Genomic DNA, 13,929 nt, shown 5'->3' on the forward strand with positions numbered 1-13,929 from the left:
GGTTAATTTAGTGTTTCCAGACGCTGGAAAAAACGCTGGAAGATCCTGTCGATTTTTTTCCGGTGCAGGAACCGGAATAGCGAGGAAATGGGCAAGAACTCTGATTCGCCGATGTTATCAATGACCATCAGATAGCCCTCATCGGGCGCCGTTTTGCGATACAGAATATTATATTCCTTCAGCGTCATCGTCGAAATGCCGCTTTTAATTAGCGAATGACGTAACTCTTTGAGTTTAAGCTGAAGTTCATGGCCCGTTATTTCATTGCGCTGAATATAATATTCAAGACTTTTCGATACCTGGCCGTCGTAGTCCCTCACCAGATCAAAAATATGGCCGTGACCCCGGTCTGTTTTTATCTTCCCGTAGTAATTAGGCACAGCCTGGCAGGCCTGAATCTGGCTGGACTTCCTGCGATAGTAGGACGTCTCGCGTTTGACTTCTTTTATGCCGCCGTCGTCCGGGTTATAAAGCACCTTTATACATTTATCGTTATCGTGTGGATGGTTATAACACTGACGATGCCGTCCGCTGCCAATTTTGTTTTTTAGTATCAGCATTGCGCTCCTCCTGAACCATTAATTATGGCGTGGGGAACTTAAACATTCACTAAACGAATGAATGGCTGAAATGATAAGCGGAGGGGTAACTCGTTGTACTTAAGGCGTGTTTTACTTAAAGCAGAAGTGAATGAAAGTGATGCTGCGGCGAGTGTATAAGAATTTTCACTCCTGCATTTTTTGCAGATAAATTTGCCCGCCTCGGCTGATTTCCCGCCACGCTTTGTTGAATACAAAAATGCCTGGCGCAAGCTGGCGGCGAAGTTTCTTCAGGACACGTTGTTGCTCTTTCACAGAAAGTCCTTGCGTTTCAGTGGCATACTTATTGAGCAGCACAATAAGCTGGGCATAAAGGTAATTAAGATTTTTACCCATGCAGCACTCTTCTCTTATTTCTTTTAGCTCTGCTTTGAACGCAGTGATTATTTCCCGGGAAGGATTTATAGCCATTGTCGCCACGATTTCCGTTGTTATGATTTTGAGAAACGACCAGAGTAAATACAAACTAACAATTATAATTAACAATTTGAGCTAAAAACAAGCTGGCGAATAAATTACGCTAAGCGAAAAGTACAACATAAACGAAGCGCTATTAATTCTTCACAAATATTATCTTTACAATAAATAGAGAGCTAACGATGCCTCATCGCGCGGCCATAACTGCCAGAGATAGCCTGAAGCCGGCCAAAGCGACGCACAAAAATTATAAAAACAAGACATAAGTTATAAAATCAATCACCTGAGCCTGTTTTTTAAAGAATAGACACACGCCTGCCACAGGAATTTCGATTTTGAAGCGTCAGAAACCCGACATAATGCGGGTTCCACGCGGGAGGGATGGTGTTTTTATTGCTGCCTGGAAAATATCCCCACACCTATTTTCACCGCCTGCTGCAAGCACGCTTGTGCAGAGCCAAAATCCGGCAGCATCAGGACAGTATTGCTCAGTACCGGTGCGCCGCAATAATCGAAAATCCCGTGTGAAAGTTGCGTGTTCCATGACGCTTCATAACCGTGCTTTTTGAATGTTTTCATGTCCGAGCCTCCCAGCCCCACCAGATGCACCGGCAGACGGCCAAGCTTCTTTATTACCTTGCCATTCGCGTTGTCCTCATAAGCCCAGCCATTCGTGAAGACACGATCGATCCAGCCTTTAAGCAGGCCGGGCATAGACCACCAATAAACAGGAAACACCAGCACCAAAGCATCGGCTTTATCGAGTCGTTTCTGTTCTGCGGCAACATCTTCCGGCACCGGCGCGGTCTGTAAAAAGGCCGCCATATCGTCAGCATTAAACACAGGATTAAAGCCTTCTTGTGACAGCATGGCGATTTCAGCGCTGTTTTGCGCATTCTCCTCATAAATGCCCTGGGCAACCGCCTTCGCCAGACTGGACGTCAGTGAATTTTCTAAAGGATGTGAAACCACGATAAGTGCGTGCATGCTGAACCTCCTCGTTTGCCATCGGGCATTAACAGAAATAACCTACTAATAGTAACTTACAGTTGGTATATGACCCTGTCAAGGCGAGGATGCTTACCTTTGAAACACGCACGTAGAGGGTGCACCGACGGGGCGATAAGATGTATTATTGATACAATTTATTATTCAGGGAGGCATTATGGCGGGTTCACGTATCCGGCGGGAAAAACTGACCATTCATAAAATGATTGCGCTGTATCAACGCGCCTGCCCTGAGGCGGTGAAAGAGCCGGAGCATTACGACGCGTTATACGACTACGCGCAAAAACGGCTGGATAAATGCGTTTTCGGTGAAGAGAAACCGGCCTGTAAGCAGTGCCCGGTGCACTGTTACCAGCCGGCGAGACGCGAAGAGATGAAGCAAATTATGCGCTGGGCAGGGCCACGCATGCTGTGGCGACACCCGATTTTAACGGTGCGCCATTTGATTGATGATAAACGCGCGGTGCCGGAGCTTGCGGAAAAATATCGCCCGAAACATAAATCTCCGCAATAGCGCAGCCGCGCTGTTATCGCTTAACAGAACGCGTCTTTATCAATACCCAGCCGTTTCATCCTTGAGAGCAGCGTCGTGCGTTTAAGACCAAGCCTTTGCGCCGCACCCTTCGGCCCGGCAACGACACCGTTGGTTTCACGCAGCACGCGGATAATCAGTTGCGCTTCATCTTCCCCGTCGCGTGCTACCTCCGCGGTTTGCGGCGGAGGCGGCACGCTTATCTCCGGCAGCGAGAGTTGCAGCACGTTGCCGCGCGTTAGCAGCACCGCCCGTTCGACCACATTTTCCAGCTCGCGCACGTTGCCCGGCCACGGCATGGCGCTCAGCACCCGTAACGTTTCTGCCGGAATACTGTCGATATTGCGCCCCATTTTGCGCGCTATCTTAAAGGTGAAGGCTTTTACCAGCAGCGGGATATCTTCCGGGCGCTCGCGCAGCGGCGGCAGGTGGATAGGAAACACGTTCAGCCGGTAATAAAGATCGCTGCGAAACTCACGATCGGCGACCATTTTTTGCAGATCGCGGTTGGTGGCAGCGATAAGCCGCACATCGGTACGGATCAATTTATTGCTGCCGAGGCGCTCGAACTCCTGCTCCTGTAAGACCCGCAGCAATTTAGGCTGCAATTCCAGCGGCATATCACCCACTTCATCGAGAAAAAGGGTGCTTTTATCCGCCAGTTCAAAGCGGCCAATGCGCTGTGCGCTGGCGCCGGTAAACGCGCCGCGCTCGTGACCAAAAAGATCGCTTTCCAGAAGACCCGCGGGCATCGCCGCGCAGTTCATCTTCACCATCCGGTGGGTGTTGCGGTTGCTGAGATTATGAATAGCCCTGGCGATAAGCTCTTTTCCGGTGCCGGTTTCACCCAACAGCAGCACCGTGCTGTCGCTTTTGGCGACCATCTCTACCTGTTTCAGCACGCTGGACATCGCCTTACTGCGCCCGATTATCTCGCCAAACTCGCTATCCACATTGTTTAGCTGCTCGGTAAGCGCCAGGTTTTCATCCACCAGCCGCTCTTTCAGACGATGGATTTCCTGATACGCCAGCGCGTTATCAACAGCAATAGCGATACGCTCCGCAATCTGGCGCAGCAGTTTCAGGTTCGCCGGGGTAAAGACCTCTTTCTGGCACTGGGCCAGCTTTAGCACGCCGAGCAGTTTTTTACCTGAAAGCAGCGGCAGCAGGCACAAGGTCTGGATCTGGTTGCCCCAGTTATTGAACAGCATCCGCTCATAGGGCGCGAGTTTGTCGCTCTCATGCACCTTGAGCAGCAGCATCTCTTTGCTTGCGAACACGCGCTCGCTCAGGCTTCCGGCTTCGTCGGCTTCCTGTGTCTCATGAATAGGCCGGGTTTCATCCTGGTAGTGCGTCGAGTAAAGGGTCAGCTTCCCCTTACGGTTGCCGCGCAGCACCAGGCTTATTGCGTCAATACCGAAGTAGTAATGGATCTCTTTGGCGACTTCGCTGACCAGCTCGTCCATATGTAGCCGGGAGAGCACGGCGTTAGTAATGGCCACCAGGATGCGAAAGTCGTTGCGCTCCTGGCACAGGGCGGCGTAGTCAGTGGCGGGTTTTTCCCGGCTCTGCAATTGTTCCATCACTACCGCGACAATTTGCGCAAGCGTATGCAGGCGTTCAACCTCCTGCTCACTCCAGGGCCGCTCGTCACGGCGGGTAAATTCGCAGCCGCCGAAAATCGTCTCTTCTACTCTTAGCGCCAGCAAAGCGTAATGGGGGCTTAGCGTGTCGTGGCTGTCCGCATGCCAGGGAACGATAGCCACGTTATCAGCCAGTGCCGCCTGCCGCGCCATGCAGGTGAGTGTTTCACTCAGCGCCGTCGTGTCCGGCTGCAGTAATAATGTACGCGTAATATCGAACAACCCTTGTTGCCCGAGGGAATACATCGGTGTATACGACATTTTGCTCAATCCAGGAACACACCCGCAGGTGTCAAAAAAATCAGCAGATCCGGGGTAACGGCTCCGCATGAGGTAAATCCAACAGGCGAGTGACGCCATAAATCCCTGTAAGCCGTACACCTTTGCGTTCGACTACTTCACCGATGATTGCCGCATCTTTTCCCAGAGGATGGGCGTGCAGTTGCGCCAGCGCCTGCTCTGCGGCCTCGCGCTGGACGGCAATCACCAGTTTGCCTTCATTGGCAAAGTTTAGCGCGTCCAGTCCCAACAATTCACAAACACCGCGTACTGCCGGGGAGACGGGAAGCGCTTTTTCATTCAGTTCAATACCAAAACCACAGGCGGCGGCAAACTCATGCACCACCGCATTGACGCCGCCGCGCGTGGCATCACGCAGCGCTTTCACGCCGGGCAAATCACGAAGCGTCGCAATCAGCGGGGTCAACACCGCGCAATCGCTTTGCAGCTCGCCATCAAGACCCAGACCTTCGCGCAGGTTAAGCACCGTCGCGCCATGATCGCCAAGTGTCCCGCTCACCAGCAGCACATCGCCGGGGGTCAGGGTACTTGCCGCCCAGTGAATATGCCGGGGGATCGCGCCGATACCTGAAGTGTTAATAAACAGTTTGTCCGCCGCACCGCGCTGCACCACTTTGGTGTCACCGGTGACTATCGCAATACCCGCGCTTCGCGCCGTCGCCGCCATGCTTTCGACCACCGCTTGCAATGTTGCCAGCGGTAAGCCCTCTTCGAGGATAAAACCACAGGAGAGATAGCGCGGTAGGGCGCCGCTCACGGCGATATCGTTCGCCGTGCCGCACACGGCCAGCTTGCCGATATCCCCGCCGGGGAAAAACAGCGGGTCGATAACATAGCTGTCGGTGGAAAACGCCAGCCGGTCGCCCGCCGCACTCAGCGCGGCCAGATCGAGCCTGGCCTGGTCTTCTTGTTCAGCCAGCCACGGGTTGGCAAACGCCTGCATAAAGAGCTGGTTGATTAATTGCTGCATTGCCTGGCCGCCGCTGCCGTGGGCCAGTTGGATTTCGTTCATGCTTGATACTCCTGGGCGCGATATTGATACCAGGCCGCGCAAGCGCCCTCAGAGGAAACCATCAGCGCGCCGAATGCGCTTTGCGGGTTGCAGGTGTTGCCAAACAGCGGGCACTGGTGCGGTTTACATCTGCCGGTTAACACTTCGCCGCAGCGGGCGTGGGGTGAGTCATAAACCTGCTGTATGGTTGGTTTAAAGTGTGCCTCGGCATCAAAGCGTTGATAATCGGCGCGCAGGTGGACGCCGGACTGCTCTATCATCCCAAGCCCGCGCCATTCGCTGTTACCGTGCACGGCAAACACCTCATTAATGGCTTGCTGAGCAAGGCGGTTGCCTTCATCCGGCACCACGCGGCGGTACTGATTTTCCACCCGGCTTTCGGCGGCGATTTTCTGCTCCACCAGCATCACCACGCCCTGTAACAGATCCAGCGGTTCGAACCCGGCAACCACCAGCGGGCGCTGAAACTCGTCGGTGATAAACGAATAGGCTTCGGTGCCAATCACCATACTGACATGCCCCGGTGCGAGAAACGCGTCGATGCCGTTATCCGGCTGTTCGAGCAGGCTACGCAGCGTCGGCAGGATGGTGATGTGCTGGCAAAAGAACCAGAAATTATCGACGTTGCGCGCTTTCGCCTGTTTAAGCGTAATGGCAGTCGCCGGCATGGTGGTTTCAAACCCCAGGCCGAAAAAGACCACTTTGCGCTGGGGATGCTGTTGCGCCAGCGCCAGCGCGTCCATCGGCGAATAGACGATGCGCACATCAGCGCCGCGCGTTTTCGCCTGCAGCAGCGAGCCGTTTTTGCCCGGCACGCGTATTGCGTCGCCAAAGGTGCAAAAAATCACCTCCGGGTGGCTGGCAATCTCTACACAGGTATCGATGCGCCCCATCGGTAAAACGCAGACCGGGCAGCCGGGGCCATGAATAAACTCAATGTTTTCCGGCAGTAGTTGATCAAGACCAAACTTGAAAATGGCATGGGTATGGCCGCCGCACACCTCCATAATGCGCAGCGGGCGCGCGGGCGTATAAGCCAGCTTTGCTGCCCGTTCGCGTAAATGGGCAATTAGTTGCATCACCTGTTCCGGGGCGCGGTATTCATCAACAAAACGCATTACTTCTCCTCACCAAACAGCAACGCGCCGACATCCGGTTCGACATCAAACATATTTTGCAGCGCGGCCAGTGTATCTCTGGCTTCTGCTTCATTAATCACGCTCATCGCGAAGCCGACATGCACCAGCACCCATTGACCGAGGCGTGGCTGGCCGTGCTCATCGCAGCCGCCAACCAGCGTCAGATCAACATCGCGCTGGATGCCGCAGACGTCCACTTTTGCCTGCACGCCATCAATGGCGCAGATTTGCCCCGGCACGCCTATGCACATCGCTGCGCCTCCAGCCACGCCAGCCAGGCGTCCATCCCCTCGCCGCGCGTGGCGGAAACCAGCAGGATCTCAATACCGGGATTGACCTGGCGGGCGTAAGCGAGACAGCGCTCGACATCAAAATCGAGGTACGGCAGCAGATCCACTTTATTGAGCAGCATCAGCGAGGCCGCCGCGAACATGTGCGGGTATTTCAGCGGTTTGTCTTCCCCTTCGGTGACCGAGAGCACCGCTACTTTATGGCGCTCGCCAAGATCAAAACTGGCCGGGCACACCAGGTTGCCGACGTTTTCAATAAACAGGATTCCGTTATCCGCCAGCGGCAGGCGCGGGGCGGCGTCGGCAATCATTTGCGCATCCAGATGGCAGCCTTTGCCGGTATTGACCTGAATGGCCGGTGTGCCGGTAGCGCGAATTCGCGCGGCATCGTTTACCGTTTGCTGATCGCCTTCGATAACGGCACAGGGTACGCGCGTTTTCAGGCGCTCAAGCGTTTGGGTCAGCAGGGTGGTTTTACCGGAACCGGGGCTGGAGACCAGGTTGAGCACCAGTTGCCGGTGAGCGGCGAAACGGGCGCGGTTACGGGCGGCGATTTGGTTGTTTTTATCCAGCACGTCAATCTCGACTTCCAGCATCCGCCGCTGGCTCATGCCCGGCGCATGGGTTCCGGCCGCGCCGTGACCGTAATGCAGATCGCCATTTTCCAGCTGGGTTGGGTTAAAGGCAGCGGTTTTGACGCCGGTGATTTTCAGCGCCGGGCGGTCAGGCGGGGCGAACGGCGCGCTGCGAAACGCAGAGTGCGGGTTACGTTCGTCGCCTTCTATATAAAGGTTTCCGTCCTGACAACCACATGTCGTACACATTATTTACTCCTCAATTTCCAGTCGCTGAATTTGCATACCGTCGTCGGCGACGATATGCAGCTGGTCGCTTTGGCATTGTGGGCAGCGGCGCACCCGCAGGCTTAATAACGTTACATACTGCTGGCAGGAAGGGCACCAGCACTCCGCCTGCTGCTGTTCGACATGCAGTGTACAACCTTCCGCCAGGCTGCCACGGCACACCAGATCAAAACAAAACGTTAAAGCGTCAATTTCTATGCATGAAAATGCGCCAATATGTAACCACACACCGGTAACCCGCCGCGCACCGCTTGCCACGGCCTGCTGCTCTATCAATTCCAGCGCTCGCTGGCACAGGGTAATTTCGTGCATAACTCCTCCTTGCTGCCCTGTAATGCAATAACAATGCCAGCGTTAAAAAAGTCATTTCGCCGGTGTCGATGCCATCGACACGTCACGTCGATACCGCAAGCCTTTTTATAAATGTCATTATTAATCAACACATTAAAATTTGGCATGGATGATGCTTAAGCGAAAACGTTTTTATTGATGGATTAGCTGACATGACGATTTGGGAAATTAGCGAAAAGGCAGACTACATTGCCGGGCATCATCAGCAGCTGCGCGAGGCGTGGCGACAGTACTGCAACACCCTGACTCAAGGAATAACGCTCTCGAAAGCGCGGCTGCACCATGCCATCGGCAGTGCGCCGGAGCAGCAGCTCTGCTTTGAGTTATTTGAACACTTTACCCTCTCTATCACCCTCGCCGGGGGCTTTAACGGCCACGTCATTGAATACGCAATTGCCAACAAAGACGGGAGCGAGAAGTGCCTGGTTGCAAAAGCGCGTCTGGATTGCGACGGCACAATCGATGGCGTTATCAGCAACCGCGATCGCGAAGCCGTGCTTGAGCACTATCTGAGCAAAATTGCCGACGTGTATAGCAATCTCTATGCCGCGCTAAAAACGGCCTCCCCGGTGACGCTCAGGGCGCTGGTAACGGCGAAACTCGCCTAAGTTCGGGTGTCGACGCGTGTCGAAAGTGACACACGGAGTGACACATTCGTCATTAATGACCGCCCGATAATCGGGTACATCACCGGAGGAATAGCTGGTGAACCGTTTTGTAATTGCCGACGCGTCGCTGTGTATCGGTTGCCATACCTGCGAAGCGGCCTGCGCCGAAACGCATCGCGCGTATGGCCTGCAGGCGATGCCGCGCCTGCACGTTTCGCGCAGCGAAACTGAATCCGCGCCGCAACAGTGTCATCACTGTGAAGATGCGCCTTGTGCGGGCGTCTGCCCGGTGAATGCTATCAACCGTATCGACGGCGCGGTGCAGCTCAACGAAAGCCTGTGCGTAAGCTGCAAGCTGTGCGCCATTGCCTGCCCGTTCGGCGCTATTGAATTTTCCGGCAGCCGCCCGCTGGATATTCCGGCCAATGTGAACTCGCCGAAAGCGCCTGCCGCGCCGCCTGCGCCTGCGCGCGTCAGCACACTGCTTGACTGGGTGCCCGGCATACGCGCCATCGCGGTGAAGTGCGATCTTTGCCACTTCGATGAACAAGGGCCTGCCTGTGTCCGCCTGTGCCCGACCCATGCGCTGCATCTGGTCAATAACCGCGACCTGGCCCGCGCCAGCCGCCGTAAACGTGAGCTGACGCTTAATACCGACTATGGCGATTTGTCGCTGTTACAGCAAACCCGGAGTGTGAAATGACTCTTCTCTCATTGCTTGCGGGCGCGGTGACCGTGCTGGTTTGTGCCGCCGCGCTGGCTTATCTGTTTACGCCGCATAAAGTGCTGAGCGGCTGGCTGGCCGGTCTTGGCGGCGCGGCAGGCTGCGTCATGGTGGCGCTTTGCGGCGTGCTGGCGCTCCTTCGCGCCGAAAGCATCGCTGGTATGTTCCCGCTGATTCGCTATGGGCTACTCATCACGCCGCTGAGCGCGGTATGGCTCATAACGCTCGGCATCTGCGGCGGGTTTATCTGCCTCTATAACATCCACTGGCACCGCCATGAAGCGGTCAACGCTAACGGTCTTCTGATTAATCTGCTGCTGGCCGCTGCCGTGTGCGCCGTGTGCGCGGCGAATTTTGGCGCGCTGGTGGTGATGATTGAAATCATGGCGCTTTGCGCGGTGTTTCTTACCGGCTGCGGCGAGTCCGGCAAGCTGTGGTTTGCGATGGGGCGCGTGGGTACGCTGCTTCTGGTGATTGCCTGCTGGCTGGCGTGGCAGCGTTATCACACGCTGGATTTTATTGCGCTGAATGCCCACACCCCAGGGAGCGATATCTGGCTGCTCGGCGTGTGCGGCTTTGGTTTGCTGGCGGGGATTATCCCGCTTCATGCCTGGGTGGCGCAGGCGCATGCTAACGCGCCAGCACCTGCGGCGGCGCTCTTCTCGGCGCTGGTGATGAAAGTGGGGCTGTTTGGCATTCTCAGCTTGTCATTGCTCGGTGGGCAACCGCCGCTGTGGTGGGGGGGGCTGCTGCTGGTGTTTGGCTGCTTTACCGCGTTTGTCGGTGGGCTGTATGCGTTGATGGAGCACAACATTCAGCGGCTGCTGGCTTATCACACACTGGAAAACATAGGCATCATCTTGCTTGGGCTGGGCGCGGGTATCTGCGGGCTTGCGCTGCGCCAGCCGGTGCTGATGGCGCTGGGGCTGACCGGCGGGCTGTACCATCTGTTTAACCATAGTCTGTTTAAAAGCACGCTATTTCTCGGCGCGGGCGCGCTCTGGTTTGGCACCGGTTTTCGCGATATCGAAAAGCTCGGCGGCATGGGGAAAACGATGCCGGTTATCTCGCTGGCCATGTTGGTGGGGCTGATGGCGATGGCTGCGCTGCCGCCGCTTAACGGTTTTGCCGGTGAGTGGGTTATCTATCAATCCTTCTTTCGTTTAAGCGCCAGCGGTACGTTCGTGCTGCAATTGCTGGGGCCGCTGTTGGCGGTCGGCCTGGCGGTGACCGGAGCGCTGGCAGTGATGTGCATGGCGAAAGTCTATGGCGTCACCTTCCTCGGCGCACCGCGATCCACGCAGGCGCAACAGCCGCGCGCTGTCCCCTGGTTGATGACCGGCAGCGTTGCCGCGCTGGCCCTGTGCTGTGTGGCGGGCGGCGTGGCGTCGCCCTGGCTGATGCCGCTGCTGTTTGCCGCCGTCCCTTTGCCGCTGCACACCGCCAGCACCGTTGTATCACCGCCGATGATAGCGCTGCTGCTGATTGCCACGCCGCTGCTCCCGCTACTGATGTTGTTGCTGTTTAAAGGGGATCGCCTGCCAGCGCGCCGTCGCGGCAGCGCCTGGGTGTGTGGTTACGGTCATGAAGAGGCGATGGTTATCACCGCACACGGCTTTGCGATGCCGGTCAAGGCTGCGTTTGCTCCGCTGCTGAAGATGCGTAAGTGGCTGGAGCCGCAGCTGCGTATTCCTGGCTTACAGGCGCAGGCCGCGCCGGTGTTATTCCGGCGGCTGGCGCTGATTGAGCTGGCGGTGCTGGTGGTGGTAGTGATTTCGCGAGGAGCCTGAGATGACGCTTGTTTATGCACTTTTACAGGCGCTGGTGCTGTTCGCCATTGCGCCGTTCTTTTCTGGCGTCAGCCGCGTGGCGCGCGCCCGCTTGCACAACCGCCGTGGGCCGGGCGTGCTGCAAGAGTACCGCGACCTGTTCAAATTATTAGGGCGGCAAAGTATTGCCCCTGCGGCCTCTGGCTGGGTGTTTCGCCTGACACCGTTGCTGATGACGGGCGTGATGCTGACCATCGCGACAGCGCTGCCGGTCGTGACGCTCTCGTCGCCGCTGCCGCTGCTCGGCGATCTCATCACCCTTATTTATCTCTTTGCTGTTGCGCGTTTCTTTTTTGCCCTCGCCGGGCTGGATACCGGCAGCCCTTTTACCGGGCTGGGTGCCAGCCGCGAAGCGATGCTTGGCGTGCTGGTCGAGCCGATATTGCTGCTCGGTTTGTGGGTCGCAGCCCTGGTCGCCGGTTCCACGCACATCAGCAACATCACCCGCTGTGTTTATCACTGGCCGCTGCATGACTCCATTCCGCTGTTTCTCGCCCTGTGCGCCTGCGCATTCGCCACGTTTATTGAAATGGGCAAGCTGCCTTTCGATCTGGCGGAAGCTGAGCAGGAGTTACAGGAAGGGCCGCTCTCGGAGTACAGCGGTAGCGGTTTTGCCCTGCTGAAATGGAGCATCAGCTTAAAACAGCTGGTGGTGCTGCAACTGTTCCTCGGCGTCTTTATTCCCTGGGGGCAGATAAGTGATATGAGCGAGAAAGGGCTGTTGATAGCCGCAGTTATTGCGCTGGCGAAACTGTTTATCGGCGTGCTGGTGATTGCGCTTTTTGAGAACAGCATGGCGCGCCTGCGTTTTACCGCCACCTCGCGTATCACCTGGGCCGGGTTCGGCGTCGCCTTTTTAGCGTTCGTCTCCTTGCTGGCGACGTATTAAGAGAGTTTATGCATGTCTGAAGAAAAAGTAGGTCAACATTATCTTACCGCGCTGCACGAAAGATTTCCCGGCGTGGTGCTGGATGCGGCGTGGCAGACGAAAGACCAACTGACCGTAACCATCAAAATCAATTACCTGCCGGAAGTGGTGGAGTATCTCTACTACCAGCAGGGCGGCTGGCTGTCGGTGCTGTTTGGTAATGATGAGCGCAAACTCAACGGTCATTTCGCCGTCTACTATGTGCTGTCGATGGAGAGCGGCACGAAATGCTGGATAACCGTGCGCGTAGAGGTGGATGCGCTCAAACCTGAATACCCCTCGGTGACGCCACGCGTGCCTGCGGCGGTGTGGGGCGAGCGTGAAGTGCGCGATATGTACGGTCTGGTGCCGGTGGGGCTGCCGGACGAGCGCCGCCTGGTGCTGCCCGATGACTGGCCTGACGAACTGTGGCCGCTGCGTAAAGACAGCATGGATTATCGCCAGCGCCCCGCGCCAACCACCGATGCGGAAACCTATGAATTTATCAACGAACTGGGTGATAAGAAGAACAATGTCGTGCCGATTGGCCCGCTGCACGTCACCTCTGACGAGCCGGGGCATTTCCGCCTGTTTGTCGATGGCGAGAACATCGTCGATGCCGACTATCGCATGTTTTACGTCCACCGTGGCATGGAGAAGCTGGCGGAAACCCGCATGGGTTATAACGAAGTGACTTTCTTGTCAGACAGGGTGTGCGGTATTTGCGGCTTCGCCCACAGCACGGCGTATACCACCTCCGTTGAGAATGCGATGGGCATTGTGGTGCCGGAGCGTGCGCAGATGATCCGCGCCATTTTACTGGAAGTGGAACGCCTGCACTCCAACCTGCTGAACCTGGGGCTTGCCTGCCACTTTGTCGGCTTCGACTCTGGCTTTATGCAGTTTTTCCGCGTGCGTGAAACCTCCATGAAAATGGCCGAGATCCTCACCGGTGCGCGTAAAACTTATGGTCTGAACCTGATTGGCGGCATTCGCCGCGACATGCTGAAAGAGGATATGGTGCAGACCCGCCAGCTGGCGCAGCAAATGCGTCGCGACGTGATGGAGCTTGTCGAGATGCTGATGAGCACGCCAAACATTGAACAGCGCACCGTGGGCATCGGTCGCCTCGACCCGCAAATCGCCCGTGATTTCAGCAATGTCGGCCCGATGGTGCGCGCCAGCGGCCACGCCCGCGACACCCGCGCCGATCACCCTTTTGTCGGCTATGGCATGCTGCCCATGACCGTGCATACCGAGCAGGGCTGCGATGTGATTTCGCGCCTGAAAGTGCGCATCAACGAAGTGCTTACCGCGCTGAATATGATTGATTACGGCCTGGATAATCTCCCCGGCGGCCCGCTGCTGGTGGAGGGGTTTACCTATATTCCGCACCGTTTTGCGCTTGGTTTTGCCGAAGCGCCCAGAGGCGATGACATCCACTGGAGCATGACCGGCGACAACCAGAAGCTCTACCGCTGGCGCTGCCGGGCGGCGACCTACGCTAACTGGCCGACGCTGCGCTATATGCTGCGCGGTAACACCGTATCGGATGCGCCGCTGATTATCGGCAGCCTCGACCCGTGCTACTCCTGCACCGATCGCATGACGGTGGTGGATGTGCGCAAGAAGAAAAGCAAGGTCGTGGCGTACAAAGAGCTTGAGCGTTACGGGGTAGAGCGTAAGAACTCGCCGCTGAAATAGGGC

At 56.4% G+C, this 13,929-nt stretch carries 15 protein-coding genes; 6 read left to right on the forward strand and 9 right to left on the reverse strand.

The genetic code is table 11. From position 1 onward, the window contains the following. Window positions 1-2 precede the first annotated feature (2 nt). The 3 genes from ACTU3N_RS04550 to ACTU3N_RS04560 form a co-directional block, all read right to left on the reverse strand. The gene (locus ACTU3N_RS04550; protein ID WP_443084950.1) at window positions 3-560 is read right to left on the reverse strand and encodes a YrbL family protein; all 558 of its coding nucleotides are present in this window, start codon (window positions 558-560) and stop codon (window positions 3-5) included. Between the two features lie 165 nt (window positions 561-725). Continuing rightward, entirely contained in the window at window positions 726-935 is a 210-nt protein-coding gene (locus tag ACTU3N_RS04555; RefSeq protein ID WP_443084951.1) for a hypothetical protein, read from the reverse strand. A gap of 471 nt (window positions 936-1,406) precedes the next feature. After that, window positions 1,407-2,003, reverse strand: coding sequence for an NAD(P)H-dependent oxidoreductase (locus ACTU3N_RS04560; protein WP_443084952.1), 597 nt, complete (start codon window positions 2,001-2,003; stop codon window positions 1,407-1,409). 178 nt (window positions 2,004-2,181) lie between these two features. Here ACTU3N_RS04560 and ACTU3N_RS04565 point away from each other — a divergent pair, with 178 nt between their 5' ends. After that, window positions 2,182-2,538, forward strand: coding sequence for a nitrous oxide-stimulated promoter family protein (locus ACTU3N_RS04565; RefSeq protein ID WP_443084953.1), 357 nt, complete (start codon window positions 2,182-2,184; stop codon window positions 2,536-2,538). 20 nt (window positions 2,539-2,558) lie between these two features. Here ACTU3N_RS04565 and flhA read toward each other — a convergent pair whose 3' ends face one another. Genes flhA through hypA form a run of 6 tightly spaced genes read right to left on the reverse strand, consistent with a single transcriptional unit; the run spans window position 2,559 to window position 8,115 of the window. Further along, a complete protein-coding gene (gene flhA / locus ACTU3N_RS04570) occupies window positions 2,559-4,460 on the reverse strand; it encodes a formate hydrogenlyase transcriptional activator FlhA (protein ID WP_443084954.1) in 1,902 nt (633 codons plus the stop codon). Between the two features lie 40 nt (window positions 4,461-4,500). Next, complete coding sequence (gene hypE, locus ACTU3N_RS04575; protein WP_443084955.1) at window positions 4,501-5,511, reverse strand: hydrogenase expression/formation protein HypE; 1,011 nt, start codon at window positions 5,509-5,511, stop codon at window positions 4,501-4,503. After that, window positions 5,508-6,629: a hydrogenase formation protein HypD gene (gene hypD, locus ACTU3N_RS04580; protein ID WP_443084956.1), complete on the reverse strand. Its 1,122-nt coding sequence runs from the start codon at window positions 6,627-6,629 to the stop codon at window positions 5,508-5,510. The genes hypE and hypD overlap by 4 nt, the downstream gene beginning before the upstream one ends. Continuing rightward, window positions 6,629-6,901 carry a HypC/HybG/HupF family hydrogenase formation chaperone gene (locus ACTU3N_RS04585; protein ID WP_443084957.1) on the reverse strand — a complete coding sequence of 91 codons (273 nt, stop codon included), beginning with the start codon at window positions 6,899-6,901 and terminating at the stop codon, window positions 6,629-6,631. The genes hypD and ACTU3N_RS04585 overlap by 1 nt, the downstream gene beginning before the upstream one ends. After that, window positions 6,892-7,764, reverse strand: a complete 873-nt coding sequence (gene hypB, locus ACTU3N_RS04590; protein WP_443084958.1) for a hydrogenase nickel incorporation protein HypB — start codon at window positions 7,762-7,764, stop codon at window positions 6,892-6,894. Before hypB ends, ACTU3N_RS04585 begins: the two co-directional genes overlap by 10 nt. Before the next feature lie 3 nt (window positions 7,765-7,767). Next, window positions 7,768-8,115 (reverse strand): hydrogenase maturation nickel metallochaperone HypA, encoded by a 348-nt coding sequence (gene hypA / locus ACTU3N_RS04595; protein WP_443084959.1) that lies wholly within the window; start codon window positions 8,113-8,115, stop codon window positions 7,768-7,770. Window positions 8,116-8,306: 191 nt separating this feature from the next. Between hypA and hycA the strand changes: the two genes are divergently transcribed. The 5 genes from hycA to ACTU3N_RS04620 all read left to right on the forward strand — a co-directional run bounded on the left by hycA (window position 8,307) and on the right by ACTU3N_RS04620 (window position 13,926). Continuing rightward, entirely contained in the window at window positions 8,307-8,762 is a 456-nt protein-coding gene (gene hycA / locus ACTU3N_RS04600) for a formate hydrogenlyase regulator HycA (RefSeq protein ID WP_443084960.1), read from the forward strand. 97 nt (window positions 8,763-8,859) lie between these two features. After that, window positions 8,860-9,465, forward strand: a complete 606-nt coding sequence (locus ACTU3N_RS04605) for a 4Fe-4S dicluster domain-containing protein (RefSeq protein ID WP_443084961.1) — start codon at window positions 8,860-8,862, stop codon at window positions 9,463-9,465. Continuing rightward, window positions 9,462-11,276 carry a formate hydrogenlyase subunit 3 gene (hycC, locus tag ACTU3N_RS04610; RefSeq protein ID WP_443084962.1) on the forward strand — a complete coding sequence of 605 codons (1,815 nt, stop codon included), beginning with the start codon at window positions 9,462-9,464 and terminating at the stop codon, window positions 11,274-11,276. The genes ACTU3N_RS04605 and hycC overlap by 4 nt, the downstream gene beginning before the upstream one ends. 1 nt (window position 11,277) lies before the next feature. Then, window positions 11,278-12,204: a respiratory chain complex I subunit 1 family protein gene (locus ACTU3N_RS04615; RefSeq protein WP_443084963.1), complete on the forward strand. Its 927-nt coding sequence runs from the start codon at window positions 11,278-11,280 to the stop codon at window positions 12,202-12,204. A 12-nt stretch (window positions 12,205-12,216) separates the two neighbouring features. Then, window positions 12,217-13,926, forward strand: a complete 1,710-nt coding sequence (locus ACTU3N_RS04620; RefSeq protein ID WP_443084964.1) for a hydrogenase large subunit — start codon at window positions 12,217-12,219, stop codon at window positions 13,924-13,926. The last annotated feature ends 3 nt before the right edge of the window (window positions 13,927-13,929 follow it).

It is taken from the genome of Vagococcus sp. WN89Y (genome assembly GCF_052220145.1).
In the GTDB taxonomy this organism is placed as follows: domain Bacteria; phylum Pseudomonadota; class Gammaproteobacteria; order Enterobacterales; family Enterobacteriaceae; genus Kosakonia.

Coding starts and splice junctions, on each gene's coding strand:
- ACTU3N_RS04550 (WP_443084950.1), bottom strand. CDS start 560: ATGCTGATACTAAAAAACAAAATTGGCAGCGGACGGCATCGTCAGTGT.
- ACTU3N_RS04555 (WP_443084951.1), bottom strand. CDS start 935: ATGGGTAAAAATCTTAATTACCTTTATGCCCAGCTTATTGTGCTGCTC.
- ACTU3N_RS04560 (WP_443084952.1), bottom strand. CDS start 2,003: ATGCACGCACTTATCGTGGTTTCACATCCTTTAGAAAATTCACTGACG.
- ACTU3N_RS04565 (WP_443084953.1), top strand. CDS start 2,182: ATGGCGGGTTCACGTATCCGGCGGGAAAAACTGACCATTCATAAAATG.
- flhA (WP_443084954.1), bottom strand. CDS start 4,460: ATGTCGTATACACCGATGTATTCCCTCGGGCAACAAGGGTTGTTCGAT.
- hypE (WP_443084955.1), bottom strand. CDS start 5,511: ATGAACGAAATCCAACTGGCCCACGGCAGCGGCGGCCAGGCAATGCAG.
- hypD (WP_443084956.1), bottom strand. CDS start 6,629: ATGCGTTTTGTTGATGAATACCGCGCCCCGGAACAGGTGATGCAACTA.
- ACTU3N_RS04585 (WP_443084957.1), bottom strand. CDS start 6,901: ATGTGCATAGGCGTGCCGGGGCAAATCTGCGCCATTGATGGCGTGCAG.
- hypB (WP_443084958.1), bottom strand. CDS start 7,764: ATGTGTACGACATGTGGTTGTCAGGACGGAAACCTTTATATAGAAGGC.
- hypA (WP_443084959.1), bottom strand. CDS start 8,115: ATGCACGAAATTACCCTGTGCCAGCGAGCGCTGGAATTGATAGAGCAG.
- hycA (WP_443084960.1), top strand. CDS start 8,307: ATGACGATTTGGGAAATTAGCGAAAAGGCAGACTACATTGCCGGGCAT.
- hycC (WP_443084962.1), top strand. CDS start 9,462: ATGACTCTTCTCTCATTGCTTGCGGGCGCGGTGACCGTGCTGGTTTGT.
- ACTU3N_RS04615 (WP_443084963.1), top strand. CDS start 11,278: ATGACGCTTGTTTATGCACTTTTACAGGCGCTGGTGCTGTTCGCCATT.
- ACTU3N_RS04620 (WP_443084964.1), top strand. CDS start 12,217: ATGTCTGAAGAAAAAGTAGGTCAACATTATCTTACCGCGCTGCACGAA.